Below are 23,850 nucleotides of genomic sequence, written 5' to 3'. Positions count from 1 at the left end.
GTATCTCCCGCTTTTTGAAAAAAAGCGGGTGTCGCCTTGTCCTCGCTTCTAAAACCTTGCTCGCTCGTTTACTATGCGCCACCCCAATATTTTAGCGCCCACCATTAGGCTACTATGTCCGCCAATCTGTCCGCCAACGCACTCTATACCGACCTATCTGGTTACTACGATTTGATGTGCGTCGATATTGACTACCAAGCGCAAAGCAACGCCATTCGTCGGCTCCATCAGATTTTCGGCAACGGCGGGCACACGCACCTTGATTTAGCCTGTGGCACGGGCCCTCATGTCCGCCATTTTATTGATTTTGGTTATCTGAGCAGTGGTCTTGATATTAACCAACCCATGCTGGATATCGCCGCCAAGCGTTGCCCAGAAGCGTTTTTTTCACGGCAAGATATGAGTGCATTCGAAACCAGCGAACCCCTCGACTTGATCACCTGCTTTTTGTACTCGATCCACTACAACGATGGGATTGAAAAGCTAAAAGGGTGTATTTCCAGCGCCCATCGCGCACTAACACAGGGCGGCGTTTTCTATTTTAACGTGGTCGATAAAAACAAAATCAATAACGATTTATGCGTTAAACACAGCGCCAGACAAGATGACAATCTCTTCACGTTCCGCTCGGGTTGGCACTACGGTGGGCACGGCGAAAAGCAATCGCTTAGGCTGAGTATTGAAAAAACCAGCGCAGGCGCCACGCAAGTCTGGAATGACGAGCATCCGATGGTAGCGGTCAGCTTTACGGAATTAACCGCCCTACTGGCGCCTTATTTTGAGGTGCATGTATTTGAGCACAACTACCAGACCATTGCCCCTTGGGATAACCTTTCAGGCAATGCGATTTTCGTCTGCGTGAAGCATTAACATCGGTAAAGCAGAGAGGCTGCCAAGGTTGCCCCTCTTGCTTTTACCTCACAGCAGATAGTGCGCAGAAGCTCAGGGCTTAAGGTGTTGCGTCTGCATCGGCCGAACCAGGTCGTAGCTGGCGCTGAATACCGAGTAAGAAATTACGCAGCATTTGATCTTTACACTCACGGTAATTTTTATGGCTTGGCTTACGGAAAAAGGCGCTGAGTTCATGCTGGCTCAGCGGTAAGCCCACCTGTTCAAACACTGCCAAGATATCGTCTGCTTTTAAATTCAGTGCAATGCGCAGCTTCTGGAACACCATATTATTGTTTAGTTGTGCTTCAGGCACAGGCTGCGGGCCTTCACGCTTGCCACGTTTAAAGCTGATAAAGCCATTCAGAAACGCCGCCAACTCTCTATTTTTCATCGTGACAAAAGCATCATCTTCATCTTTTTTCAGCCAAGCCGTCACCTGCGCTTGACTCACACTGACGTCAGCCAGTGAGAAGATGTTCACGATGGTGCCGTCTTTTAAATCAAAGGTGTAGCGGATGCGGCGAAAAATATCATTATTGGTCAAAATAGACTTCCTAGTGGGTCGTTAGCGTTTCAAGCAGCTGGTCGATTTCTGTTTTCAGCTCGTCGTCTTCAATGCCATCGGCACTGGCTTTCGCATGTTGCAATCTTTCGATGGCGTCATCCGTTTGACCTAACTGTACGTGCAACGTTGCCATGGAAAAACCGATAGAGGCCATATGGTCTTTCGAGTTCTTAGCAATGGCTTTCTCAAGCGCCTTTTGGTAAATCGGCAGTGCATCCTCTAACTCTTCGGTAAAGTCAGCCAAGGTTTCCCACTGCTCTGGGTGGTCTTTATCGGTATTTTCGTTGTCGGTGCAAATCGCCTGCAACTCGGCATAGAGCGGATCAAACGCTTCTCTGTCATCTTTAGCCGCGGCTTTCATTAACCGCTCAGCTAGTTCATAAACCGCTTTATATATTTTGGTGTTAATCATTACCAGCCACCTTCCTTTCATTAAAACAAACATCAAAATCAACCAACAAGCCGGCTTATATAGGTATCTTCGATAAAAACTATGGACGCCAGCTCGATAGTTAAAAGTCACGGTAGCGGTATTCCACCATAATCACGCTATTATAGCCTTTGATAGCGCACCACCGGGTGATCATTTTACCGCTTTCGATATCAGCAAGGTGGCTTTTCACTTCCTTGTGACGTTTTCCGAGAGATACACACCTTTAGTTGCTATCTACTGCGGATCTTCCTTCGGATGTGGGCTGGGTCTCCGCCTTGGGGAACCTATTCAGCCAGCTGGCTAGACTGTCGAGCACACCGTCGGCAAAAATAGCGTCGCCAAGAAACCAGATTTTGAATAGTTTCAGCCAAGCATCCATGCCTTGATGGTCAGGTTTCAGCTGATCTGACTTCATCAGGCTATGGTCAGCGTCGTCAACGCGGTGAACTTCGAAGAACGGTGCGGCTGAACGCTCAAGCAGTTGACGATAAGCAGTCGCGCTGGAAATCGGATCGACATAGGCATCATGGGAACCAAAGAGCGCCAACATAGGTACCTTGATAGCCTGCAGGTCGCTACGCACATCGGCTTGCCAGTTGCGTTTCGCGAAGCCCCAGAAAGCTTCGCTCATTGGCTCAACGTCTACCTCACCTTCGATATGCTCCAGATAGGTTGTATAAGGTGCATTGCGCTGTATTAATGCGTTGACCTGTTCAGCGGCATACTCTTCCGCCTTGATCTCCTGCTCTGCCAGGCCTTCTGCGATCATACGTTGACGTCCAGAATAACGCGATTGATCCATCCAATTGACCGCACCCGACACCGAGATCAGGAAGGTAATATCATCGCGCAAGTTAGCGACCTTGGGCAGCACCCAGCCTGCCTGACTAAACCCAATCAGGCCAGTTTGCCTCTCCCCCAGGCCAACGTTTGTATGCAGAAACTCAATAGCCTCTGCAACTTCATCGGCCCGATCTGCCATTGACTGCAGTCGCCAATCGCCTTCGGACTCACCCACCCCGGGTTTGTCCCAGGACAGCGAGCACCATCCTTGCTCCGCAAACAGACGCCACAGGGGTTCGTAGTAGCCATAAGCATCGCGCGGCATATCGCCGGAGCCGTGAACAAAAACTACGCATGAATCAGGCATAGCCGTCGAGCTTGGCAGTACCAATACGCCTTTCAGAGTATGACCAGCGTGAACGAAACTGATCTCCCTACGCACCAAGGAGTCATCATCAGCGATAATAAAAATTGCCCCTAAGCCCAGGCATAGCAGCAGCAAGACAACAGCAATACGCCTAGCACTTGTGCTCTTAGTACTTGTGTTCTTAGTACTTACTGAGAAGAGTGGCATGGGGGTTCCTTGGGCGGTTTGATTGACGGAGCGACCTGGCGGGTTCGTTTCAGATCCTGGGTAATAGCCATTAGCACAGGTACTAGGAATAGCATTAGAACGGTGGAGAATAGCTCGCCAAAGGCTAGCGAGGCCGCAGCAGGCTTCAGGTATTGGGCTTGTTCGGAGCTTTCTGAGAGCAGCGGCAGCAAACCAATCACCGTAGTGGTCGTGGTGAGAAAAATCGCCCGAAACCGACTAGTGGCTGCAGCCTGAATAGCGTCATAGGGGGCCATGCCGTCGGCCACAAGCTCGTTGTGGCGGCTCAGCATCACTAGACTATCGTTCACGACCACACCGGCCAGGGCTAACATGCCGAACATCGATAGCAACGACAGGGCTAGGTCGAGATACAGGTGGCCGAGAATGGCGCCAACAAAACCGAACGGGATAATTGCCAGGATAATAAAGGGTTGCCAGTAGGATTTTAGCGGCACCGCCATGAGCACGTAGATCAGTACCATAGCGATTAATAGCGCTTTCTTTAGACCACCCTGCAGTTCACCCATTTCTTCCAGCTCGCCTCCAGGACGAACCGCCAAGTCCGGGTACTGCTGCTGGAGCTGTGGCACAAGTTGGCTCAACACGGCCCGTGCCACCTCCTCAGGGGCAACCACGTTACGATCAATGGTTGCCGAGACCAGATTGACCCAGTTGTTGTTTTCCCTGTACAGCGCCTTGGGCTTGAGAATCCGCTCAACGTCGGCAATGTCAGCGAGCAAAAACCACTGGCCCTGGTGGTTGCGGACGTGGGATTGCAATAGATCATCTATCGTATTGCGTTGCTCGATAACATATTGCACCAGGACCGTTAGTTCAGTGTTATCACGCTGAACTTTCTGCACCTCAGCGCCGCCGAAAGCAGACCCCACCTGCATCGCGAGGGCCTGTTGATCAAATCCCAGGCTCTCGGCGGTGGGTTTAAGCGTGACCATAAGTTCGCTCTGTGCCCCAGCCATAGAGTCACGAGGGTTATGCACCCCATCAATACTACCCAGGTAATCCTTGAGCACGTTGCCAGCCGCAACCAACGTCGCCTGGTCGCCACTGGTCAATTTGATCTGAAAACCGCCACCCACCTCTTCAGAGCCCGTAAAATGTAATTCAAGGCTTCCTTCAAGCAGGCCAACCTGCTGGCGCCAGCGTTGAATAACGTCTTGGATATCGATACCTGGACGCTCTGCCACCGGCGTTAGCTCCGCATAAATACTGGCGGATTCAGCACTGCTAATCGCTTCAAAGATAGTTCGCACTGGGGCTTGATCCAGACCATATTGCTGTTGCAATAGCGCATTGACAGCATCCCCTTCGCGGCGGATACGCTCAACATTGGCGCGAGTCAGCTCAAACGGCGCTCCAGGGTCCATCTCCAGCGTTATGCTGACAACCTGGCCGGGCACCTCTGGGAAGAACACGCTTTTCACCAGGCCTTTCATGGTTAGTCCCAAGACGAATACCGCGACGCTGATAAAAAGGATGATCACGGCATAGCGGTGACGGACAGCCAACGTGAGCAGAGGCACGTAGCAGCGGTCGCGCAGGAAAAACAACACAGCTTGGGCGCCCAGTTGCACCGGCAGCCAGAGACGAGCCAGTATCCACCGTGGGGGCTTGCCCATATCAATGCTGGCAAGATGAACAGGTAAAATGAACTTACTTTCCAACAGTGAAAACAGCAGCGCGAGAATGACCACCCCCGAAAAGCTCGCTAGCACTTTACCTAAGGGATTATCGAGGATAAGCAGCGGGAAAAAAGCGGCAATGGTGGTTAGCACGCCGAAAACGGTGGCCACCGACACCCTGGCCACTCCAGCCTCAGTGGCGGCGATGGGATTATTATTGAGACGGCGTTGCTCGAATACGCTTTCCCCGACGACCACGGCGTCATCAACCAGGATACCCAACGCCAGAATGAAACCGAACGTGGTGATATCATTCAGCGAGTAATCCATCCAACCAGTGCCAGACACGGCGATAGCGCCCAATAACGATACAGGGATGCCCATGGCCACCCAAAAGGCGAGCTTCACATCAAGAAACAGGGCTAGGATTAGCACAACCAGCACTAAACCTTGCAGACCATTTTTGGTTAGCAGGACCAGACGGTCGGCGATGTAGTCAGCGCTATCGCCCCAGGCGACCACCTCAACTCCCTGAGGCAATTGGCGGCGAAAGTCATGCAGCACATCATGAGTAACGTCGGAAATACGCAGCAGGTTTTCACGCTGACCCACTAATATTTCCATGCCCGAAGTGGGCTGACCATTAAAGCGAAACCGATAGTCACCCTCGACTGTCGTATCCTGGATAGCGGCGATGTCCCGTAGCAATACTTGATCGCCGTTATGCTCCTTGACGATGGGAATGGCCCCGAATTCGGGCGCATACTCAGTGTCACCATCGGTTCTGATATAGATTCGACCCGCGCTAGTTCTCAGGGAACCAGCCTGAAATTCCAGCGAACTGGCACGAATACGTTCCATCACATCGGGCACGGTCAGGTTTAGCTGGCGTAACTTCCGGCTGTCGACTTCAATGCGCAGCTCCTGTTTATGCAGCCCCCAGACATTCAATCTCGATAGTTCAGGCTGTGCCAGGAGCGCCCACCTTAACCGCTTGGCAAGCTCATGTAGGGTAGCCTGCTCAGCATCACCGTAAACGTTGATATAGAGCGCCGGATAGTCAAAGGCGCTGGCGTCGATTTGCGGCCTTTCGGCCCTGGCGGGTAACTCGATCCCGCTATCCATTCGCAATCGTACCTTGTCCAGCAGCCTATCAAGGCTTTGCCCACTAGCTCGTCTAAGCGTAATTGTAGAAAGGCCATCGCTGGAGACCGCTGAAAGGCTGCGAACCCCTTCCAAGCCCTCTAAAGCCGTTTCAATTTTCTGGCTGACCAGGGCATCGACCTTGTTGGGAGGTGCGCCTGGAAACACGGTAGTAATAGTAATGCTATCCGGCTCGACGCGGGGAAAGCCCTCTATACGCATGTTGTTCAGTGTGACTAGGCCTACTAACAGGATAAAGGCCATCAGTAGATTAGCGGCAACCGGATTACGGATAAACCAAGCGGTCAGTACGTGCATCACCAAGCCTCACCGATGGTTGTCCGTACACGCTGCCCCGGTAGATAGGAGGACAGCGGGACAGCAACGATTTGCCATTGATCGTTATCGGACGGCGCTCTTACCAGCACGCGGTCATCGCGGTGGGACAACACATCGACCACGCTACGAGCCAGGGTACTGCCGCCCTCTTCAACCCACCAGATCGAGCCATCGACCGTCAGTGCCGATGCAGGGATGCTGAGGGTGTTCTCCTCTATGCGGCCTTGAAAGCTAGCTTTAACGAAGTCGCCTGCCAGAACAGCAGTCTCGGCACTTTGGAGATCGAGATGCACGATATAGTGGCGTGTTGTAGCATCAAGATAGCCACCGCCCTCACGTATGTCTGCCTCGCCAATGGGATGGCCCAGGTCGTTGTAGAGCACTACTTTTTGTCCCTGGATAGGATGATTAAGCCGTTGCCAGTCGCTCTTACTGATACTGGCGGCCAGCTCATAGTGAGCATCACCTATCAGCCGAGCGACCGGATCACCTGCCATTAGCATTTGCCCCGGGCTGACATAGCGCTCGACAATAAAGCCGCTATAGGGCGCTCTTACCACCGTTTGGTCGAGTTCCCGCTGCGCCATATCAACACGGGCTCTGGAAGCTTCAACCGCAGCATCGGCAATATGGCGTTGAGGAAGGTGCAGAGCCAAATCATTGGGCGGTTGTTCTCTGGCGCTTGCAAACTGCCGCCTGGCCACCTGGGTAGCGTATCCCGCCCGCTCCTGTTCCAGCTCCGCCTCACGGAGCAAGCGCTCGGCATCAGCCCGTTCTGCCTGATAGCGGGTATCGTCAATGACCACCAGTGGCTCTCCCTCACTAACGCGACTGCCAGCCAAGGCGCGGTCATGCACCCTAACAACAGCACCACTGACTTGCGCTTTCAGTTCGACTGCCCAACGTGACGTCACCTCGGCATAGGCTTCAATCTGCACAGGCTGCTCACCACGGCTGACTTGCTCTACACTGACGAGAGGCGGAAGCGGTGCCTGGTTGCGTTGCTCAACCCCACTAGGGCTCTCAACTTCAGCAAGCAGCCCAGTGACAGCTAACAGAATGCCTATTGCCAGAAATAAGGCCAGAACGCGGCTGTTGAGCAGCCTTCTAAAACGCATAGAGATAACCTGCGCTGATAGACCACAGATGATCATTATCGACGATAGGACTATCGTGAACCTCGTCGGAAAAACGGCGCTGGCTAAAGTCAATCAACAGCCGGTGGGACTCGCCAAACGAACGGGATAGGCTAATACCGGCCTGATATTGATAGGCACCTTCAGGACGGTATGCAGGACGCCCTACCTTCGCATCATCAGCATCAACCCCAACGTAATAGCGTGCTACCTGACTGCCCGCGTAGGTCAGTGAAACATGCGGCTCAATACGCCATTGCTGAAACTCAAGGGGATAACCGTAGCCAATTACGGCCGAGCCTCCCTTATGGTTGCCGGAGATATCCTGCCGGTAGCCTAATGTCAGGTAACCCAGTGAACCAAACCAGTCGACACTCACTGCGGCAGTGTAGATGTCGTCGAGTTTCTTCATATCCTTGAGCTCAGGACTGTTACCCCGCTCAACATCGCCGAAGGCGTCATAACTAATCGCCGCGGACAAGGCCCAATTGTCTCCTCCCGCTAGATAGCTACCCAGTGAATAGTCACGAAAGAACCAGTTGTCCGACTCCCACTCGATATAGGGCAGCAGACCTGCATTGTCCTTACCGCCCACGTAAAGGGACGGTTCCGTGTAGGCAATAAGCCCGATAGCAAAGGTGTCGGCGCTTTCTTGTTCCTGGCTGAAGGACCAGGGTGAATAGGTGGCCAGAATAGCCGTCGCCAGGGGAATGAGAGAACGAATCTTCATTGGGTTGACTCCGTTTTGAATCAGTAACTCAAGGTGAAGTGAGAGGCTGATGTTTGCGGAGTCGATTGTCAGACAGAGGGTATTAAGCGGGTCTTAAGATAGTTAGGTGGGAATGGCGATAATTACCAGCGTAGGGTTACGCAAGCCCTCGGGTAGTCAAGGACGAACTCAAACTGCCAATCAAGCCGGTTGGCTATACGCTCAACCAACTGCAGGCCTAATCCGAAGCTGACCGTTTCAGATTTGCCAGCAGCATCTACGGGGTTTGAAATAACCAACGAGTTATCTGTAATCACTAGGGTAATCGTCCCACTACTGGTGTGCTGGAAAGCATTACGGATCAAGTTGGCTAGTACAATGCGAAACAGATCATGTTCAATGTTGATACTGCTAGCCTGATCGTTAAGTGACACCTGAATATTTTTATTCTCAACCAAGTACTGCATATCCACCAACAGTTCGCTACACAATGCGCCTGGCCAGACGATGGACTTTCCAATAGGTCTGGAGGATGGGCGTGCCAGCCACAAAAGGGCTTCCGACAACAAAATCATATTGGCGCAGGCGCGACTAGCCCGCAACAGAGAAGGGAAATTAGGATCCTCAGGGGCAGTTCTCACTCCTAACGTATCCAGGGAGGCCTGAATAATCGCCAGGGGGGTTCTCAACTCGTGGCTAGCATGGCGCAAAAACTGCTGCTCACGTTCGTTGTATTCTCTTAACTGTTGTAGTGTCGACAGCAGTTGATTGGCAATTTGGTTGAGCTCACTGATTGAGAACTGAACATCAATCTCACTGCCTGGATGCTGCTTGACCCGACTTGACCACTCCACGAGTAGCGATAGAGGCTTCACTGCGCTCTTAAATAGCCAGGAGATAACCAAAAATAGCACCAGGCTAAATATCCCAGTCACCAGGCTAGCCTCGATCAATGCCTGCTTGAAAATAGCTTCGGCCAAGGCATCAATCTTGTCGGCCTCTTCAAACTCCAACAGGTAAAGGCCACCGGTCTGCTGTTCTTGAGACCGCTCTTGAGACTGTTCTTGAGACGGCTCTTGTGACTGAACGTGCGAATAGAGCAAATAACCGTATTCACGAATACCCTGCTCATTAACTCGCTCTATTTCCAGCGGCTCCAGGGGTTGAATTTGACTGCTAGAAAATAGCTGCCGGATCTCTAGGGGAATGTCATCCCACTCCCGGTAGGCGCTCACGTCACCTCGCTGCGGCAGTACATAGTCGGGGTTGTTATTGGCCGCCTGCTGCAGCTTAATCGCATCAAGATGCATATAATACTTAGCCGCCTGACCCACCTGATAAAAGCTGAAAATAGTGACCAGCGCAATCTGCCCAATAAAGATGGCAATGGCCAAATACAGCAAGTGCTGTCGAGACTGGGCGGCTAAACTACGAACCGGATTGGAAGGCATCAGCGCGTCTCCACAAACAGCGACAGCCCAACCCCGACATGGGTATGAATGAGGAGCTGTTCAAAAGGCTTATCAACCACTTTACGCAGTTGGTGTAAGTGCACGTTGACGGTTCCCTCCTCCACCTCCTCACCTGGCCAGACATGCTCCACAATTTCGTTTCTCGAAACCACAGCGGGCGATCGACGGGCAAGCAATAACAGAATTTTCCAGCTGGTCGGCGTCAGTTTCAGCTCCTGCTCAGCACGGATGGCCCGGTGCTCTTTTGGATAGATCCTGAGATCAGCAATCCGTATACATTCACGCTCGGGGTGACGACGGCGGTACAGCGCATTCAGTCGGGCCAAGAGCAGCGGCATCGTGCAAGGCTTGATGACATAGTCATCGACACCGGCATTAAACCCCTCCATTTGATCGCCTTCCATATCGCAAGCGGTCAGCATTAGTATCGGCGTATCAACACCATTAGCCCTCAATTGCCGACAAACATCGATGCCCTGCACCTTCGGCAGCATGTTATCCAGGATCAAACCGTCATAATGCTGCTGGGATGCCAGGGTGATACCGCTGGCTCCAGTATAGGCAAAGTCGCATTCGACACGGTGCAATTCCAGGTACTCGGAAATAGCCAGTGCCAAGTCCCGGTCATCTTCAATGATTAATATTTTCATGGCGGCCGACTACGCGAAAAAAGAATAATTAGCTTAAATGGAAATGCCTTAATATTACATTAAGCCTGCCGTTTTTGAGGCGTGTGCATAAATTGTCGCTTCCCCGCCTTAGTTTGCCGCCACCATTAATGCTATGTGGCCGAAATTGACCGCTTTTAGACCGCGCAAGGTATCGTTGGCTGAAATGGGAATAGCTAATCTGTAGCCTCACTTCAACACGATGAGATTAGCCATGACCCAGTCTAAAACCGCTCTGCTATTAATTGACGTTCAAGCCTCCTTCCCCGCCCGCGATTATTGGGTAGAATCTCTGGCGCAAGCATGGCGCCCCAAGCAGCGGGCGATGCTAGACGCGGCGCAGGCAAATAACATACCTGTTGTGCGCATTTTTCATGAAGAACCTGGTAGCCAAGGCGCTTTTGACCCCGCTAATGGCCTAATTCGCCCGCTTGATGGTTTTGACGATGAAGCGGCGATGACCTTCCATAAGCGTGTCCATAATGCATTCAGCGATACTGAGCTTGAAAATTGGTTACGCGAACGCGGCATTACGCAACTTGCGATTAGCGGTATTCGTACAGAACAGTGCTGCGAGACAACCACCCGGATAGCGTCAGATTTAGGTTTTAGCGTTGATTTTGTCAGCGATGCAACGCTGACGTTCCCTATGACGCGTAACGGCATTACATGGTCAGCCGATGATATTAAGGCACGTACCGAACTGGTACTTGAAGACCGTTTTGCGCGTATTATCAGCACACAAGACTTGATCAATGAGTGGCAAAACACGCGTGAGTAAAGAGCAACAAAACAGTCAACCGCTCTCCCAAAGAGCCAACACCCTGCGGATTGCGGTATTGATGATGCCTGGCCAAGTGCCACTTGACTTGGTCGGGCCTCTTCAAGTCTTACAATGTGCCGACCGGCTATCAATCGATGTTGAGGTTTGCTATGTCGGCCCAAAGACCGCTATGCCGTGGTTAGGACCGCTGACGCTTAGTGGCATTGACCCGTTACCCGAACAACTTCCTCCTCAACACCTACTGCTAATTCCAGGACAGTATCGCAATAGCGTTGAGCCATTGGCACAGCAAGAGTGTGTTAGTTGGCTTAAGGCAAACGCATGCTATGCGGACACACTGATGACAGTTTGCTCCGGCACGCTATTACTGGCTGACGCAGGTTTGCTGGAGGGGCGACGCTGCACGACGCATCACACATTAATCGAGCAGTTACAGGCCAAAGCGCCAAAGGCCAAGGTGCAAAGCGATTGTATTTTTATTGAAGATGGCCGCTATTTAACCAGCGCAGGGATTTCAACCGGTATAGATACCATGCTCTACTGGCTTACCCGCGCTTGCGGCCATTCATTAGCGCTAGCGGTGGCGCGAGAGATGGTGCTATATCTTCGCCGCAGTGGACAGGAGCCCCAGTTGGGAGCCTGGCTTGAGGGCCGCAATCATGTGGATGAACGGCTGCATCGCGTTCAAGATGCTATATGTGCCGCCCCCTCGCAAACCTGGCGTATTGAAACATTAGCCACTCAAGCAGCCATGAGTGAGCGCCATTTTCGGCGCCGATTCAAAAGCCTCACCGGCATGCTGGTGGGTGAATACATTATGGGGTTGCGCTTGCAACGCGCTAAAACATTAATGACCGAGACGCCATGGACACTAGCAAGGGTGGCCGAAGCATCTGGATTTGGTGATGAACGGCAACTAAGGCGTATCTGGGCTCGCCATGAGAAAGTACCACCGAGTGTATGGCGTCGCGCTAGTTCTCAAAAGCTGCTGGATTGAGACAATACGAGCTACCATTAGGAAAACATATCGCTGGTTGAACCCATGACCGATCTTATCCTGCCAAGCAATGCTAACTACCTCAATTTTCGGCATCGCCTACCTGATAAGCGTTTAGCCCCGTGGGTACAGTGCCTTTGGTCAATGGGTGGCTCAGGGGATGTTACTGGCCCCAGAACCGAAAAATTTTATCCCGATGCTGGCGCTAGTCTCAGTATCAAGCTAGCTAGCTCTCACCCCATCATTACGCTCTGTTTTAACAGGCGAACGCTAATAGAAACACTCGACGCCCAAACTCCCTGTCTGGGGATTCGCTTTAAAGCAACAGGCGTTCACTGCCTGCTAGGCTTGCTACCCGAAGCATTCGCAGATAAACCGCAGCGCTTAGATAACGAGCTTGAAACACCGGCGTTACAAGGGTTAATGCCCGTGGCGGAGCACCTCTACCGCCTGGACGCACAGCAGGGTTTACGCCTGTTAGAAACATGGTTGTTACACCGGCTAAAGAGCCAGTCACTGGTCAATAGCCGCACCCTCAGGATTGTTCAAGCGATTGGGGAACTAAAGCATCCCCCTCAACAGTTAGGCGCCACACTAGGGGTGACTAGGCGAACCCTGGAACGCAAATTAAAGCGCGAGGTGGGCGTTACGCCAGGCCAATTAGTCGCCTATGCCCGACTAGACCGTGCCCGTCACAGACTGCTTGAAACTGCGCTGCCCCTAGCGGAAATAGCGCTGCAATGCGGCTACTATGACCAAGCCCACTTCACTCACGCTTTTCAATCACTCGCCTATGAAACGCCCGCCGCCTATCGCAAGCGTAAACTGTCGCAAATTTACAAGGCGTAAAAAAACCTCGACGTTAAGCTGAGCTCTCAACTTACTCACCGAGGTCACTCACATGTCTACTCGTCTATCTCAGCAGTCAGTGTATCGCCTTGTCCCACGCCTAGCTAAAAACCTGACTGCATTAGGCAACGTTGCGGAAGATTCAACGCTTAATCGCACCATCGTTCACTTAGTCAACCTGCGTGTTTCGCAAATAAATCACTGCTGCTTTTGCCAACATATGCATTCCCAAGAGGCCAGAGACGACGGCGAGCATCAAGTTCGCCTAGACGTGTTACCGGCCTGGCGGGAAGCCTCCTGCTTTAGCACACAAGAACGTGCCGCACTCGCCTGGGCCGAAGCACTCACACTCATCAGCCAACAGCCCTCCATCAGCGACGACACCTATCAAAACGCGTTAACTGCCTTTGGTGAGCAGGGGCTAATTGACCTAACTGCCATTATTGTTCAAATCAACAGCTGGAATCGGATATCGGTGGGCTTTCAGTTTGCACCGGACATCCGTATCTAAGCCATCTTAGCTACTTGACAATAAAATTTCAGATGGGTAAATAAAATGAACAGTGTGACGAAACAGCGTCAACAGCTACCTAATATTCTGGGTCTCTTATCCAGTTTATGTTTTTTCTTTGGCAGTCTTTTATTCCTACCCGACAGCGCTTTCTATGCAACCGTAGGCGTATGGTGTTTTGTGATGGGCTCACTCATCATGTTTATTATTTACGCGATGGGTATGAAAGATACGGGCAAGAAATACGTCTAATTGAGCCAATACTCGACGTTAAGATAGCCGCTGGGTTTTTAGCTACCTAGCGGCTATAAGAGGCGATGCCCCTACGCAATACCAATGACGCTAGCACTTTCGCTTTGGGTATCCAGTATAACCACCCCTTCTGACTCGCTATCCATCTGCGCCAGTAATTCACCTTGGTTATTCCAAGCAGCAGACTGACCTACACTGATGAAGTTGTCGCACGGTCCAATACAATTCGCCATGATCACCGGCATCGTGTGTCGTCGGGCCACATCTGGATAATGCACCGCTCCCCTAGCAATGCCATTCGCAGGTTTGGCGACGCTGGCCAGATAAACCTCAGCAGCTAGCGCAACCGCTTTATCAGCGTGGTCTATCTGGAGTGACTCGTAGCAGATCGCAGGCGCAAGCAACATACCGCCTCTTTCGAGCACCAGTTGCTCATCACCAGGTATAAAATAAGGAATTTCATCAATATGCAGCTGCTGCTTAGCGTAAAGTTGTCGCGCTTTACTTGGTGTGAACCACACCATACCGATCTGCACACCTGCCTTGACGGCGATAGGCATTCCAACGCCTATAAGTATGCGGTGTTGATCGCTTAATTCCTGAAACACATGGAACTGCTGATCTGCTAACTCAACAGCCAGCGAACTGGCTAGGCGGGGCTCAAACCCAGTAAGCGAAAGCTCAGGGAAAAACACTACATCGGCCTGCTGGGCAACCGCCAACTTGATAAACTCAAGGTGCTTAGCGGTATTCATTGTCACATCACCAGCGACGGGGCGAAGTTGAGCGGCACATATCTTCATTGCGCTTTTGCCTGCCTTATTTTGTAATGCATACCATTGCTGGCAACGTTAACCGGTACAACCTCACTGGGCGACCGTGGAATTCGATAGTATCAAACTGACTAAACCCTGCCTTCTCTGCGACCTTGAGTGATGAACCATTATCAGGCTCGATAATAACCACCACGGAAGCGAGTTGCTTCTGGCTAAATGCCACACTGAGTACCGCTTGCACTGCTTCAGTCGCCAAGCCCATGCCCCAGTACCGTTTAGCCAGCCGATAACCTAGCCCAATTTCTTCTACACCATTAACCTCTTCGGGGCTAACACCGCAAAAGCCAACCAGCTTATCGGTTCCCTTCTCAACCAAAGCCCACGGCCCAATACGATGAGACGCATAGCACTCCAAACACCAGTCGATAAATCGCCGCGTTGCGGCTTCATCACAAACGCCTCGGATCGAGTGCTTCATGACGTCAGGATCACTGAGGATCTTGGTCAATTCGGGAACATCGTTTAAGGACAACGTTCGTATAACCAGACGCTCCGTTTCACAAATTTGCACCATTTTCTCCTTGTGCACAATGACCAAAGCCGCTGTTGCTGCGGTACTGCTTAGGCAGCCTTGAAAATCAAGTTACCTTGTATTTCGTTTGAATAAAATTGTTTGGGAATGCGATCGCTTCGGCCTCTTCAAGCCTAATCTGTTGGTTAAGGCTTCCAAAAAGAGCGATACCGCCACCTAAAAGAATAGGTGCTTTTGTAATGGTCATTTCATCAATAAGCCCAAGATTGAGAAACGAGGTTATAGTTGACCCACCATCTATATAGGCATGTTCAAATCCTTTACTTTCTAGGTCAGCCATTAAGTCCTGAACCTCACCAGCGTACATTTTCACTTTGCCTTGCAGGTTTTCAGGAGGCTCGCTGACTGAATGACTAAGCACAACAATATGAAGGTCACCATAGGGCCATTGATCAGGCGCTAAATTCATCCCCGAGATAACGTCCATGCACTTACGCCCCATCACCATACAGTCAACGGAGTCAATAAAGCTCTGAAAGCCCATGTCGGGGTTCTCACGCATATCTGCCTCTAAGTTGCCAGCGGTATGAAGCCAGTCAACGCCACCGTCTGGGGTCGCAATATATCCGTCAGCACTTGTTGCTATATAGACAGAACACTTCATACGCATCTCCGTAATTTACAAACCATGACCAAGTGCCAACTTAATGTGTGTAGAGAACTTTTCGGGACTTTCTTGGGGTAACATATGCCCCTCGCCAACAACTTCGTTAATCACAGAGTTGGCTAACAAATGAGCGGTTTGTTGAGCAATAAGTCTAAACATATCACGCGTTTCCGCCCCATAACCTATAACGATTGGAGCACTGATTTTGGAGACCAACTCAGCGTTTATGGCTGGCTGCTCTTGTTGATTCAGTTGATGGGTTAACGTGTACGCTTTAGATATCTGCAGCGCTTGGATACTTTCGTCCTGAGTAGAAAAATACCCTTCTCTATTGCCTGAACCGTCAATTAAGCGCTCAACCGCTAATTGCATATTTTCAGCATGAAAATTTTCAAAAACCGGACTAAACATGGCGCTGGCATCCGACTGCCAAACCTCCATTTTTTCTCCTTGTAAGCAGCCTGGATAACCAGGCTCGTACAGGAACACGTTGGACAACGCTAAGTCATGTGTCACCAACATATTAATGATGACATCCGCCCCGTAAGACCAACCAACAGTATTTATAGGTTTATCTTTAGGCAAGTTCGACAGCAGTTCAGCTAAATCATTGGCATGCGTATTTAGACCAAAACCACCTGAACAAGGCTCGCCAAAGTGCCTCAAAGTAACAGAAATCACCTCATAGTCAGCTTTCAGGTATTCAATATGAGGAAGCCACATAGCGCCATCGGTGAGCGCCCCATGAACCAGTACTAAGTAGTCACCGGTTCCCTCTTGAAAAGAGTCCATTACAGTCATTCCTAAATCGGTTACAAGCTTTTTCCATGCTCTAACTAGCACGGGATTGAGCAAAAAATAGCACCACCACAAGTTGCAATAATATCCTGGTGGCAATCACTGTGACCTGGCTGCAGAAAGCGTAATCCTAACGATTCCAGCGATACTCCATTTGTCGCGCTGTTTTCTCCGCAAGCTCGGTGCTGCGTAACTTGGCGACCAAGTGTAAGCACATATCGATTCCCGCAGAGATGCCACCTGAACTAATGACACCGCCATCGTCTACCCAGCGCACGTCATCCACCACATCAAGCTGCGGAAACTGAGCTTTTAAATCACCTTGGTCATCCCAGTGAGTAGTTACTCTGCCTTTCAGGCTAGGCTGTGCATTAGCAACTAAGAAGATGCCGGTACACACTGTGGCTACCTGCTGCACTATGGCTGCTTGATGTGCAATCCAGGCCTTTACCTTTTCGTTTGCCATCTCCCCCGTGTGAACACCACCGACAACAATCAATACATCAATGGGCGGGTGATTATCGATGGTGGCATTTGGCAGCACCTGGTAGCCCGCCCGGGCAGTGACTGGGCCGTCTTTTTCAGCAATTAAAAATACTGAAAACGGCTCGTCTTCATCACTAACGCGACTGGCCGTGGTAAAAACTTCAAAGGGACCCGAGAAGTCGAGTACTTCTGCTTGGTCATAGATATAGATGCCAATGTTCATTTGAGGACGTCCTTAGAATCTAAGCCTGCTATTTGCCAACAGTTAACAATAAAGCCACCACTCCTCGCCATGCGTTACACCGCGCACAGTTCAACACTCATTAAATCAGCTGGTGTTAAACACTTACTACCAACTTTGGCCAAGTTTGAAGCCACCGCTTGTTGTATACCCGAGCGTCAAAATCCGTTCGTTTTGGCCGTTTTGGATTTAATGTAATGGTGTAGCTAAACAGTGGCTTAACACCAAAAGGAGCCATAATTATTAGCTCTCCGCGATCATCCAACGCAGCGCCTACAGCAGTTTCTACTTCTACCCAGAAACTCATGGCATCTTCGGTTGACGTATACGGATAATCGCCATTGCGCGCGTGCATTCTTGCTTGGTTCTTTACTGACCAGGGTAAGGTTGAAACGCCCATTAACCTTCGCTCAATCTCACGATCACGAGAATCACCCACATCGTCCGAGTCGAAGTAAATTAAATCAATGTCGTTCAATGGCGTACTCGCTACAAAGCCATGCAGCTTGTCCCACACTAAGTTTCTAACGAACCCTGCAGCGAGACACCAACCCGGCAGCTTCTGCGCAGCTGCGGTAGTCAGCGCCGCCATGCGATCAGGATCACTCATTATCCATTGCTTGATCAGCGCTTCATGATCCATCTCTATACCTTACTTATGACCTATTTAAGCAGCCGCAGGCGACCACTTAACAATAACACTCCATGACTAACTCAGGATGGCCTGTTTGTTTATCAACTTGCTCACCTAATGAAATAAACCCCTGCTTTTTATAAAAGTTGATACTGGGAGTATTTTCCCGGTAAACCGTTAGTTGCAAGCACTCCCTTCTGCTCTTGGCATCATCAAGCATAGCGGCTCCCACACCTCGCCCCTGCAAGCTTGGAGATACAAAAACGGCAGCCAGTGTATTTCCGTATAAACTGTAGAATCCCGCTATCTGATTGCCAGACTCAAACACAAAAGTTTCCGAGGCAGGGATATAAACATCACGCATTTCGTTAACCTTTGACGCCCAAAACTCCGCTTCAACAAAAGCGTGCGCTTTAATCGATGCTGAAAGCCAGATCTCCAAAATCTGGTCAATATCCGTCTGTCGGTATTTGCGAATCATCTAAACGTTCCTTATTGATGGTCAGATGAGCATACAATAGCTTGTTTTTATTCGCTATTCTTGGGCTCCTTAAGGCTCGTTTCTCACCCTGCGTTACACCGCGCTACGATTTAGCCACTGATTGAGTTAGCCGGTGTTTTATTGCGTGGTAAGCGTAACACACCCGCAATGGTGGTCTGTCGCAATAACACCTGCTGCACGCCCAAGTTAACAACCTTTATGCCGCAAACTTTTTGCTGACTTGCGCCACCCGCTGGCCTAAATAACGCGCGGCTAGTAAGTCCGTTTCATTTAATACGCCGTCTATTGAATGAGCGATAAGCCCAGATTGTGCTCCCAGCCGGTTACGCATACCTGGATCGTAGTTGCCCGGTATATCCAGGCCAACCCAGCACATGCCATGCTGATTCGCGAACACTTGCATGTACTGAAGGGTATTCAACTGGTCGCCGCTTAAGTTAGCACCAATAGTAAAACCAGCGGCAATCTTTTAAGTATTGATCTGATTTACGAAGCCAGTCTCATCCCTTATACCAACTCGGTTGCCATCGGGGTCGGCGATGTTGATAGTTCTACCCCAAGCATTCTCAATAATGGTGGTTTGAATACCCCAAGACCTGATTACCCTTAGCGCCTCTTCCAAGTCATCAACGTTGAATCGCAATTTAAAACTACTTTCTTCTGGCGATTTGACGCCTTTCTTTGCCTTACCGCCCTGCTCGACCATCAAATAACCATGACCAAACTCTAAACAGGTTAGCTTAAAGCCGCCTTCGTCTCTCTCAAACAGCTGATGCAAGCCAAATAGCTCCCGATAGAAAGCGACACACTCCAAGTAGTGTTCAGTATTAAGAATTACTCCGTAACGGACTACATTCGCCTTCATGAACCCTCCTATTACATAGCGCTAGGCTGTGCTGCCGCTCCAGCAGCGACAGCCTGGGCGAGTTGCTTAGTACTGCCCAAAGCAGAATGAAACACAGCGGCAACGTTCATTACACTGACCCTTTGCGTTACGGTACTACTGGTTACTGAGCATCGCGGTTTAAATTTCGCTCGGCTGGGATATCGCTTAGGTACTCGACAAACTCCACTTCAAAACCAGCCGGATCGACAAAATAGACATTTTTCCGAAACGGCTCTATAGCGCCAGGTTTGGCGATGGCGTAGCCCACTTTATTGAGCCTAGCGACAACGGCATCAAGGTTATCGACCACATATGCAAAATGAGCCAGCCCAACGGAGTGACCTTTCAAATCGCGGTTCTCCCCTTCGCCGTGATCGCTTAACGCCAAGTAATTTTCATCGTCACCAAAGTGCACCCATTTACGCGGTTTGCCATACCACTCGCCATGACCTTCGTCCCGCACCCGCCAATGTGGAAAAACTGCCCGGTAAAAATCCAGCATGGCATCCATATCAGTAACCACCAGATTAACGTGCTCTAAGTACATAAGAGACTCCTTGCGCTATGTGAGATGCCAGGGTAAAACCTCAACTTAAGTTGAGGTAAAGTGGTTTATGGAAAAAAATGGCAAAAATATGAGGTGAGTAATGGCAGAAGCAATTTGGAGTGTTGGTAAGGTTGCCAAGCGCTGCGGCATTAAAGTAAGCACCCTGCACTTTTACGAGCAGCAAGGGCTGATCCACAGCTGGCGTAATGCAGGCAATCAGCGGCGTTATAAACCAGAAGTGCTAAGGCGAATTTCGGTGATAAAAGCAGCGCAGAGAGTTGGCGTCAGCCTGGAGGAAATAAAGCAGGCTTTTGAATCATTACCGAATAACCGCACGCCAACGGTTGAAGACTGGCAGCAGCTTTCAAAAAACTGGCAGCAGATGCTAGATGGACGAATTGCTTACCTGCAAAAACTGCGCGATAACCTAGCGGGATGTATCGGCTGTGGCTGCCTCAGCATGACTAGCTGCCCGCTCTATAACCCCGACGACAAACTGGCTAAATCAGGTAGCGGCCCTGTGCTGCTCGATCAGGCAGAGCAGAATGCCAGAACCCAGCAAGAGCCAAACGCTGGTTCATAGCTCTTAAAGTAGCCCTCAATAGCAGCTCTTACGTCTTAATCTACACCAATGAACCACTTGGGTTTGATACGCCCAAAGTCTCGACGGATATTGGTTTTCAAGGCTTTCTTGGAATCCAGAACGACAGTATCCCGTTCAGTTCTAACAAACACCACCCAGTGCCAGAAAGGCCGGCCCTGCTCCGTGCGCCACTTGATCGCCAACAACGCCTTATCTGGAAGCGTCGCCCAAGCCTCGAATGGCGTTTCTGTTGGCGCAGCCGTGATACCCAAGGTACACAACAACCTACGGACATACTCGGTATCTGACCAAAGCGCGGTGTCTTCGGCATAAATACCCAAAGCATTGGCTGTCGCTTTGGCCTGCGCATAAGTAATGCCCGCAAGCGCGGCGCATGCAGCAATTCCACAGCCGGATATTTCTTCTTGAACAACAGGGTTCATTGAGTCTTCCAGTTAGTAAAGAACTATATGAAGTGGTACAGGAGAAAACTAGCGGATAGTCGCTACCCTCGAACTGCCGAGCATGCACGTCACAGCCATTAAGATTATAATCACTGGCTAAGCCAGACCCACCCTACTATCGAACTCTAAGCCTCGGGCGTATTACTGTGAGCATCTCCCATCGAAGTGAAAAAAGCCAAGCTAGACCTGTTCGCAAAGGCCTACACCCGAGAAATCAACATAACCAAGGCTATGACTTCCCGGCTCTCGTAACAAGCCACCCAGCGCTAGCCTCCCATGTGAAACCGAACGTGCATGGCGACCTTTCCATCGATTTCGCAGATCCATTGGCAGTCAAAACGCTCAACGCCGCGTTATTAAACCGGCACTACAATATTGTCGACTGGGATATTCCAGAGGGCGCGCTTTGCCCGCCAATCCCAGGCAGAGCTGACTATATCCATTACATGGCTGACTTGCTGGAAATTGGGCCTGGGCTAGAACAGCGCAGTATTAAGCTGCTCGATATCGGCACGGGAGCAAATGGAATCTACCCAATACTAGCCTGCCAAATCTACCGCTGGCAGTGTGTTGGTAGCGACATTAACCCTCAGTCGCTTGAAAACGTAGCCACGATTATCGCCAACAACCCCACACTCAAAGAACGCTTCACGCTGCGCACACAGCACGATAAAAACCACATTTTTGAGGGGATCATTCAAGCTGGGGAATTCTTTGACGTCAGCGTATGCAACCCACCTTTCCATGCCTCGCTTGATGAAGCTCTTAAAGGTAGCCGGCTTAAACTCAATAACCTCGCTCGTAGTCGCGGTGAACAAAAGGTAAAAAACCAATCCCCCACCCTGAATTTTGGCGGATTGGGAGCAGAGCTTTGGTGCAAGGGCGGCGAACAGCTGTTTCTTAAAAAGCTAATAAAAGAAAGCAAGCTGTATTCAACTCAATGCCGCTGGTTTACTAGCCTAGTTTCAAAAACTGACAATGTTAAGCCTGCCAAGAAGTTGATTGGTAAGCTCGGTGCAGTTGATATACGAGAAATAGAAATGAAGCAGGGAAACAAGATTACGAGAGTATTGGCCTGGACATTCATCTGAGCCGCGCAGGCGATTTATGCTTGCAGTCAGCCTGCGGTAGTCGGCACTAAACACCAAACCAATACGAATTTGATGGTTTGGTGTCGTATGGGCGATTCAAGTCAGAATACGTTGGCGATACCTGGAAACAATGTGGCGTAGCGCTTCGAGCTCATCCTGGCAAATCTCCTTGAAGGTGCACGACAATGAAGTAACCATCGCCGTGCCTCTTCAGGCTTATGATACTAATCAACGACAAACAATTTAGCTCCTTGCTTTGTCGATGAGCGATGAAGTTCGGCATTATCGGCAACTTGATAGCTCGAACCAGGCGTGAGAACAAAGCAGCGTCCATCCGACGTCACCCCATTCTCAGCAGCATCCGAATTTAGAATCTGAAGTTCCTGTATCGTGTTTTAATCGTAGAGAAACTCTACGCGCTTATGATTGACCTGTTCACCCGCTTGACGCTACTTAAGGTAGATCACGCCAGCGCCGTAGCAACAATGCCGATGTGCCACGGCGGCTCGTTGCACAAATTTTGCGGCCCATCAGGTATTGACGAGGTCGCGGTGCGCTTCGCGCAGGTAAGCACAACGGGTTTGGACGGCTGCGATGCGACGGGAACCGCCAGCTATTCGTTTTTCATAACATTACTCCGTGCTTACCAGCCGTAGAAGCGAGGCCAAGTCTCGATATTGCCATCGGGCAGCACAGCTTGGTACTCAGGATGTTGTGTACCGGTAGCACAAGCGTGATTGGGCAGAATGCGCAACCGCGTGCCGATGGGGAAACGTTCCGCGATACTTCGGTCCGGCTCTCCGGTACGGGACAGGACCCCATGCTCCTGATTGGCAGCGCTCAAGATATACCCCTCCAGCACTTTTCCATCTTCGGTGCATACTTGCCCGTAGCCGAAGTCTTGTGCCTGTTTTTGTGTTCCGCGGTCACGGCTCATCGCCATCCAACCGGCATCGACGATGGCCCACCCCTTCTCTTCTTGGTGGCCAATGACGGTCGTGAGGACACTTAGGGCGATGTCGTCTACTGTGCACACACCTACATTGCGCATCACTAGGTCGAAAAACACGTAGACGCCGGCACGCACCTCTGTCACACCATCGAGGTGTTCGGCCGACAAAGCCGTCGGAGTCGATCCGACGCTAACAACAGGGCATGACAAGCCAACATCATACAGTCTCTGCGCCGCACGCACGGCGCCTGCCCGTTCTTGTTCAGCGATGGCCAGCAAGGCTGCGGGGTTGTCATAATCGTAGCTGGATCCCGCATGGGTCATGATGCCACCCAGGCACATGCCAGCATCATGAAGCACACTCGCCACCTCCAGCAGGGCATCTTCTTCTGGCTTGATGCCCGAGCGGTGACCGTCGGTGTCAATCTCGATCCATACTTCAAACACTTCCTCATGCGCTTTACCGAAGCTGCCGATTTCCCGGCCCACCGCGACATTGTCCACGATGATCTTCAGGTCGCAGCCACGTTGACGAAGCGCGAGCGCTTGCGGGAGCTTGCTCGGTACCATGCCAACGGCATACAGGATGTCGGTAATCCCCGCGTCGAAAAACTGCTCGGCCTCCTTAAGTGTCGAGACGGTGATGCCCTGCGCCCCGGCTGCAATCTGGGCCCTAGCGACGGACGGGCATTTGCTCGTCTTGACGTGTGGGCGGAAGCGCACCCCGAGGGCGTTCATGCGCTCCTGCATGCGCTCGATATTGCGCTGCATGCGCTGAGTGTCGACGAGGGCGGTGGGCGTACCAAGTTCTTGCATGATGGTCATGGGAGGAGCTCGCTCAGTAAACATGGTGAAGTTGCATATTGACAGATTGTCCATATTTATACAAACTGTCAAAACATCAACAACACCGGCCCTTGTCAT

Annotated in this window: 28 protein-coding genes; 8 read left to right on the top strand and 20 right to left on the bottom strand. The window is 50.9% G+C overall.

Features of this window, described 5'->3' with window-relative positions; all coding sequences use genetic code 11:
- Positions 1–126 precede the first annotated feature (126 nt).
- Positions 127–870 (top strand): class I SAM-dependent DNA methyltransferase, encoded by a 744-nt coding sequence (locus tag CEK60_RS04795; protein ID WP_089040852.1) that lies wholly within the window; start codon positions 127–129, stop codon positions 868–870.
- Between the two features lie 79 nt (positions 871–949).
- Here the strand turns inward: CEK60_RS04795 and CEK60_RS04790 are convergent, their stop codons facing one another.
- From CEK60_RS04790 to CEK60_RS04755, 8 genes are all read right to left on the bottom strand, one after another.
- Positions 950–1,435: a DUF1456 family protein gene (locus CEK60_RS04790; protein ID WP_089038059.1), complete on the bottom strand. Its 486-nt coding sequence runs from the start codon at positions 1,433–1,435 to the stop codon at positions 950–952.
- 10 nt (positions 1,436–1,445) lie between these two features.
- Complete coding sequence (locus CEK60_RS04785; protein ID WP_089038058.1) at positions 1,446–1,868, bottom strand: Replicative DNA helicase; 423 nt, start codon at positions 1,866–1,868, stop codon at positions 1,446–1,448.
- Between the two features lie 244 nt (positions 1,869–2,112).
- On the bottom strand, positions 2,113–3,246 hold the full coding sequence (locus CEK60_RS04780; RefSeq protein WP_089038057.1) for an alpha/beta hydrolase family protein: 1,134 nt from the start codon (positions 3,244–3,246) through the stop codon (positions 2,113–2,115).
- Entirely contained in the window at positions 3,228–6,368 is a 3,141-nt protein-coding gene (locus tag CEK60_RS04775) for an efflux RND transporter permease subunit (protein WP_089038056.1), read from the bottom strand. The genes CEK60_RS04780 and CEK60_RS04775 overlap by 19 nt, the downstream gene beginning before the upstream one ends.
- Positions 6,368–7,507 carry an efflux RND transporter periplasmic adaptor subunit gene (locus CEK60_RS04770; RefSeq protein ID WP_157698001.1) on the bottom strand — a complete coding sequence of 380 codons (1,140 nt, stop codon included), beginning with the start codon at positions 7,505–7,507 and terminating at the stop codon, positions 6,368–6,370. The genes CEK60_RS04775 and CEK60_RS04770 overlap by 1 nt, the downstream gene beginning before the upstream one ends.
- Positions 7,497–8,255, bottom strand: coding sequence for a MipA/OmpV family protein (locus CEK60_RS04765; RefSeq protein ID WP_089038054.1), 759 nt, complete (start codon positions 8,253–8,255; stop codon positions 7,497–7,499). Before CEK60_RS04765 ends, CEK60_RS04770 begins: the two co-directional genes overlap by 11 nt.
- Positions 8,256–8,377: 122 nt before the next feature.
- Complete coding sequence (locus CEK60_RS04760; protein WP_089038053.1) at positions 8,378–9,685, bottom strand: sensor histidine kinase; 1,308 nt, start codon at positions 9,683–9,685, stop codon at positions 8,378–8,380.
- Positions 9,685–10,356: a response regulator transcription factor gene (locus CEK60_RS04755; protein WP_089038052.1), complete on the bottom strand. Its 672-nt coding sequence runs from the start codon at positions 10,354–10,356 to the stop codon at positions 9,685–9,687. The genes CEK60_RS04760 and CEK60_RS04755 overlap by 1 nt, the downstream gene beginning before the upstream one ends.
- 232 nt (positions 10,357–10,588) lie before the next feature.
- Here CEK60_RS04755 and CEK60_RS04750 point away from each other — a divergent pair, with 232 nt between their 5' ends.
- From CEK60_RS04750 to CEK60_RS04730, 5 genes are read left to right on the top strand one after another with little or no spacing between them, the layout of a single operon-like run.
- On the top strand, positions 10,589–11,155 hold the full coding sequence (locus tag CEK60_RS04750) for an isochorismatase family protein (RefSeq protein ID WP_089038051.1): 567 nt from the start codon (positions 10,589–10,591) through the stop codon (positions 11,153–11,155).
- Positions 11,130–12,155, top strand: coding sequence for a GlxA family transcriptional regulator (locus CEK60_RS04745; RefSeq protein WP_232471473.1), 1,026 nt, complete (start codon positions 11,130–11,132; stop codon positions 12,153–12,155). Before CEK60_RS04750 ends, CEK60_RS04745 begins: the two co-directional genes overlap by 26 nt.
- A 45-nt stretch (positions 12,156–12,200) precedes the next feature.
- Positions 12,201–13,004, top strand: coding sequence for a helix-turn-helix domain-containing protein (locus tag CEK60_RS04740; protein ID WP_232471472.1), 804 nt, complete (start codon positions 12,201–12,203; stop codon positions 13,002–13,004).
- A 52-nt stretch (positions 13,005–13,056) separates the two neighbouring features.
- Positions 13,057–13,515, top strand: a complete 459-nt coding sequence (locus CEK60_RS04735; RefSeq protein WP_089038049.1) for a carboxymuconolactone decarboxylase family protein — start codon at positions 13,057–13,059, stop codon at positions 13,513–13,515.
- A gap of 45 nt (positions 13,516–13,560) precedes the next feature.
- The gene (locus CEK60_RS04730; protein ID WP_089038048.1) at positions 13,561–13,767 is read left to right on the top strand and encodes a YrhK family protein; all 207 of its coding nucleotides are present in this window, start codon (positions 13,561–13,563) and stop codon (positions 13,765–13,767) included.
- A 71-nt stretch (positions 13,768–13,838) separates the two neighbouring features.
- On the opposite strand, the gene CEK60_RS04725 is transcribed toward CEK60_RS04730, so the two are convergent.
- From CEK60_RS04725 to CEK60_RS04680, 10 genes are all read right to left on the bottom strand, one after another.
- Positions 13,839–14,570: a carbon-nitrogen hydrolase family protein gene (locus CEK60_RS04725; protein WP_089038047.1), complete on the bottom strand. Its 732-nt coding sequence runs from the start codon at positions 14,568–14,570 to the stop codon at positions 13,839–13,841.
- Positions 14,571–14,586: 16 nt separating this feature from the next.
- A complete protein-coding gene (locus CEK60_RS04720; RefSeq protein WP_089038046.1) occupies positions 14,587–15,117 on the bottom strand; it encodes a GNAT family N-acetyltransferase in 531 nt (176 codons plus the stop codon).
- A gap of 64 nt (positions 15,118–15,181) precedes the next feature.
- Positions 15,182–15,739, bottom strand: coding sequence for a dihydrofolate reductase family protein (locus CEK60_RS04715; RefSeq protein WP_089038045.1), 558 nt, complete (start codon positions 15,737–15,739; stop codon positions 15,182–15,184).
- A 15-nt stretch (positions 15,740–15,754) separates the two neighbouring features.
- Positions 15,755–16,534 carry an alpha/beta fold hydrolase gene (locus CEK60_RS04710; protein ID WP_089038044.1) on the bottom strand — a complete coding sequence of 260 codons (780 nt, stop codon included), beginning with the start codon at positions 16,532–16,534 and terminating at the stop codon, positions 15,755–15,757.
- Positions 16,535–16,670: 136 nt separating this feature from the next.
- Complete coding sequence (locus CEK60_RS04705) at positions 16,671–17,249, bottom strand: DJ-1/PfpI family protein (RefSeq protein ID WP_089038043.1); 579 nt, start codon at positions 17,247–17,249, stop codon at positions 16,671–16,673.
- Positions 17,250–17,364: 115 nt separating this feature from the next.
- Positions 17,365–17,910, bottom strand: coding sequence for a nucleotidyltransferase family protein (locus tag CEK60_RS04700; RefSeq protein ID WP_089038042.1), 546 nt, complete (start codon positions 17,908–17,910; stop codon positions 17,365–17,367).
- A 46-nt stretch (positions 17,911–17,956) separates the two neighbouring features.
- The gene (locus CEK60_RS04695; protein ID WP_089038041.1) at positions 17,957–18,382 is read right to left on the bottom strand and encodes an N-acetyltransferase; all 426 of its coding nucleotides are present in this window, start codon (positions 18,380–18,382) and stop codon (positions 17,957–17,959) included.
- Positions 18,383–18,599: 217 nt separating this feature from the next.
- The gene (locus CEK60_RS04690; RefSeq protein WP_198361463.1) at positions 18,600–18,824 is read right to left on the bottom strand and encodes a hypothetical protein; all 225 of its coding nucleotides are present in this window, start codon (positions 18,822–18,824) and stop codon (positions 18,600–18,602) included.
- A gap of 48 nt (positions 18,825–18,872) precedes the next feature.
- Complete coding sequence (locus CEK60_RS04685) at positions 18,873–19,268, bottom strand: VOC family protein (RefSeq protein WP_089038040.1); 396 nt, start codon at positions 19,266–19,268, stop codon at positions 18,873–18,875.
- Positions 19,269–19,410: 142 nt separating this feature from the next.
- Positions 19,411–19,836 carry a VOC family protein gene (locus CEK60_RS04680; protein WP_089038039.1) on the bottom strand — a complete coding sequence of 142 codons (426 nt, stop codon included), beginning with the start codon at positions 19,834–19,836 and terminating at the stop codon, positions 19,411–19,413.
- Positions 19,837–19,936: 100 nt separating this feature from the next.
- Here CEK60_RS04680 and soxR point away from each other — a divergent pair, with 100 nt between their 5' ends.
- Complete coding sequence (soxR, locus tag CEK60_RS04675; protein WP_089038038.1) at positions 19,937–20,419, top strand: redox-sensitive transcriptional activator SoxR; 483 nt, start codon at positions 19,937–19,939, stop codon at positions 20,417–20,419.
- Between the two features lie 35 nt (positions 20,420–20,454).
- Here the strand turns inward: soxR and CEK60_RS04670 are convergent, their stop codons facing one another.
- Positions 20,455–20,862, bottom strand: a complete 408-nt coding sequence (locus CEK60_RS04670) for a hypothetical protein (RefSeq protein ID WP_089038037.1) — start codon at positions 20,860–20,862, stop codon at positions 20,455–20,457.
- Positions 20,863–21,029: 167 nt separating this feature from the next.
- Here CEK60_RS04670 and rlmF point away from each other — a divergent pair, with 167 nt between their 5' ends.
- Positions 21,030–21,974, top strand: a complete 945-nt coding sequence (gene rlmF / locus CEK60_RS04665) for a 23S rRNA (adenine(1618)-N(6))-methyltransferase RlmF (protein WP_089038036.1) — start codon at positions 21,030–21,032, stop codon at positions 21,972–21,974.
- Positions 21,975–22,617: 643 nt separating this feature from the next.
- Here rlmF and CEK60_RS04650 read toward each other — a convergent pair.
- On the bottom strand, positions 22,618–23,751 hold the full coding sequence (locus CEK60_RS04650; RefSeq protein WP_089038034.1) for a DSD1 family PLP-dependent enzyme: 1,134 nt from the start codon (positions 23,749–23,751) through the stop codon (positions 22,618–22,620).
- Between the last annotated feature and the right edge of the window lie 99 nt (positions 23,752–23,850).

The sequence above is a fragment of the Halomonas sp. N3-2A genome (genome assembly GCF_002216165.1).
Classification (GTDB): Bacteria; Pseudomonadota; Gammaproteobacteria; order Pseudomonadales; family Halomonadaceae; genus Vreelandella.
The sequence above is the reverse complement of the archived record's forward strand: the minus strand, read 5'-3'. Positions and strand labels throughout refer to the sequence as shown.

Excerpts from the sequence above, each read along its gene's own strand:
- CEK60_RS04785 (WP_089038058.1), bottom strand. The coding sequence starts at position 1,868 with ATGATTAACACCAAAATATATAAAGCGGTTTATGAACTAGCTGAGCGG.
- CEK60_RS04780 (WP_089038057.1), bottom strand. The coding sequence starts at position 3,246 with ATGCCACTCTTCTCAGTAAGTACTAAGAACACAAGTACTAAGAGCACA.
- CEK60_RS04775 (WP_089038056.1), bottom strand. The coding sequence starts at position 6,368 with ATGCACGTACTGACCGCTTGGTTTATCCGTAATCCGGTTGCCGCTAAT.
- CEK60_RS04770 (WP_157698001.1), bottom strand. The coding sequence starts at position 7,507 with ATGCGTTTTAGAAGGCTGCTCAACAGCCGCGTTCTGGCCTTATTTCTG.
- CEK60_RS04765 (WP_089038054.1), bottom strand. The coding sequence starts at position 8,255 with ATGAAGATTCGTTCTCTCATTCCCCTGGCGACGGCTATTCTGGCCACC.
- CEK60_RS04760 (WP_089038053.1), bottom strand. The coding sequence starts at position 9,685 with ATGCCTTCCAATCCGGTTCGTAGTTTAGCCGCCCAGTCTCGACAGCAC.
- CEK60_RS04755 (WP_089038052.1), bottom strand. The coding sequence starts at position 10,356 with ATGAAAATATTAATCATTGAAGATGACCGGGACTTGGCACTGGCTATT.
- CEK60_RS04750 (WP_089038051.1), top strand. The coding sequence starts at position 10,589 with ATGACCCAGTCTAAAACCGCTCTGCTATTAATTGACGTTCAAGCCTCC.
- CEK60_RS04745 (WP_232471473.1), top strand. The coding sequence starts at position 11,130 with ATGAGTGGCAAAACACGCGTGAGTAAAGAGCAACAAAACAGTCAACCG.
- CEK60_RS04740 (WP_232471472.1), top strand. The coding sequence starts at position 12,201 with ATGACCGATCTTATCCTGCCAAGCAATGCTAACTACCTCAATTTTCGG.
- CEK60_RS04735 (WP_089038049.1), top strand. The coding sequence starts at position 13,057 with ATGTCTACTCGTCTATCTCAGCAGTCAGTGTATCGCCTTGTCCCACGC.
- CEK60_RS04730 (WP_089038048.1), top strand. The coding sequence starts at position 13,561 with ATGAACAGTGTGACGAAACAGCGTCAACAGCTACCTAATATTCTGGGT.
- CEK60_RS04725 (WP_089038047.1), bottom strand. The coding sequence starts at position 14,570 with ATGAAGATATGTGCCGCTCAACTTCGCCCCGTCGCTGGTGATGTGACA.
- CEK60_RS04720 (WP_089038046.1), bottom strand. The coding sequence starts at position 15,117 with ATGGTGCAAATTTGTGAAACGGAGCGTCTGGTTATACGAACGTTGTCC.
- CEK60_RS04715 (WP_089038045.1), bottom strand. The coding sequence starts at position 15,739 with ATGAAGTGTTCTGTCTATATAGCAACAAGTGCTGACGGATATATTGCG.
- CEK60_RS04710 (WP_089038044.1), bottom strand. The coding sequence starts at position 16,534 with ATGGACTCTTTTCAAGAGGGAACCGGTGACTACTTAGTACTGGTTCAT.
- CEK60_RS04705 (WP_089038043.1), bottom strand. The coding sequence starts at position 17,249 with ATGAACATTGGCATCTATATCTATGACCAAGCAGAAGTACTCGACTTC.
- CEK60_RS04700 (WP_089038042.1), bottom strand. The coding sequence starts at position 17,910 with ATGGATCATGAAGCGCTGATCAAGCAATGGATAATGAGTGATCCTGAT.
- CEK60_RS04695 (WP_089038041.1), bottom strand. The coding sequence starts at position 18,382 with ATGATTCGCAAATACCGACAGACGGATATTGACCAGATTTTGGAGATC.
- CEK60_RS04685 (WP_089038040.1), bottom strand. The coding sequence starts at position 19,268 with ATGAAGGCGAATGTAGTCCGTTACGGAGTAATTCTTAATACTGAACAC.
- CEK60_RS04680 (WP_089038039.1), bottom strand. The coding sequence starts at position 19,836 with ATGTACTTAGAGCACGTTAATCTGGTGGTTACTGATATGGATGCCATG.
- soxR (WP_089038038.1), top strand. The coding sequence starts at position 19,937 with ATGGCAGAAGCAATTTGGAGTGTTGGTAAGGTTGCCAAGCGCTGCGGC.
- CEK60_RS04670 (WP_089038037.1), bottom strand. The coding sequence starts at position 20,862 with ATGAACCCTGTTGTTCAAGAAGAAATATCCGGCTGTGGAATTGCTGCA.
- CEK60_RS04650 (WP_089038034.1), bottom strand. The coding sequence starts at position 23,751 with ATGACCATCATGCAAGAACTTGGTACGCCCACCGCCCTCGTCGACACT.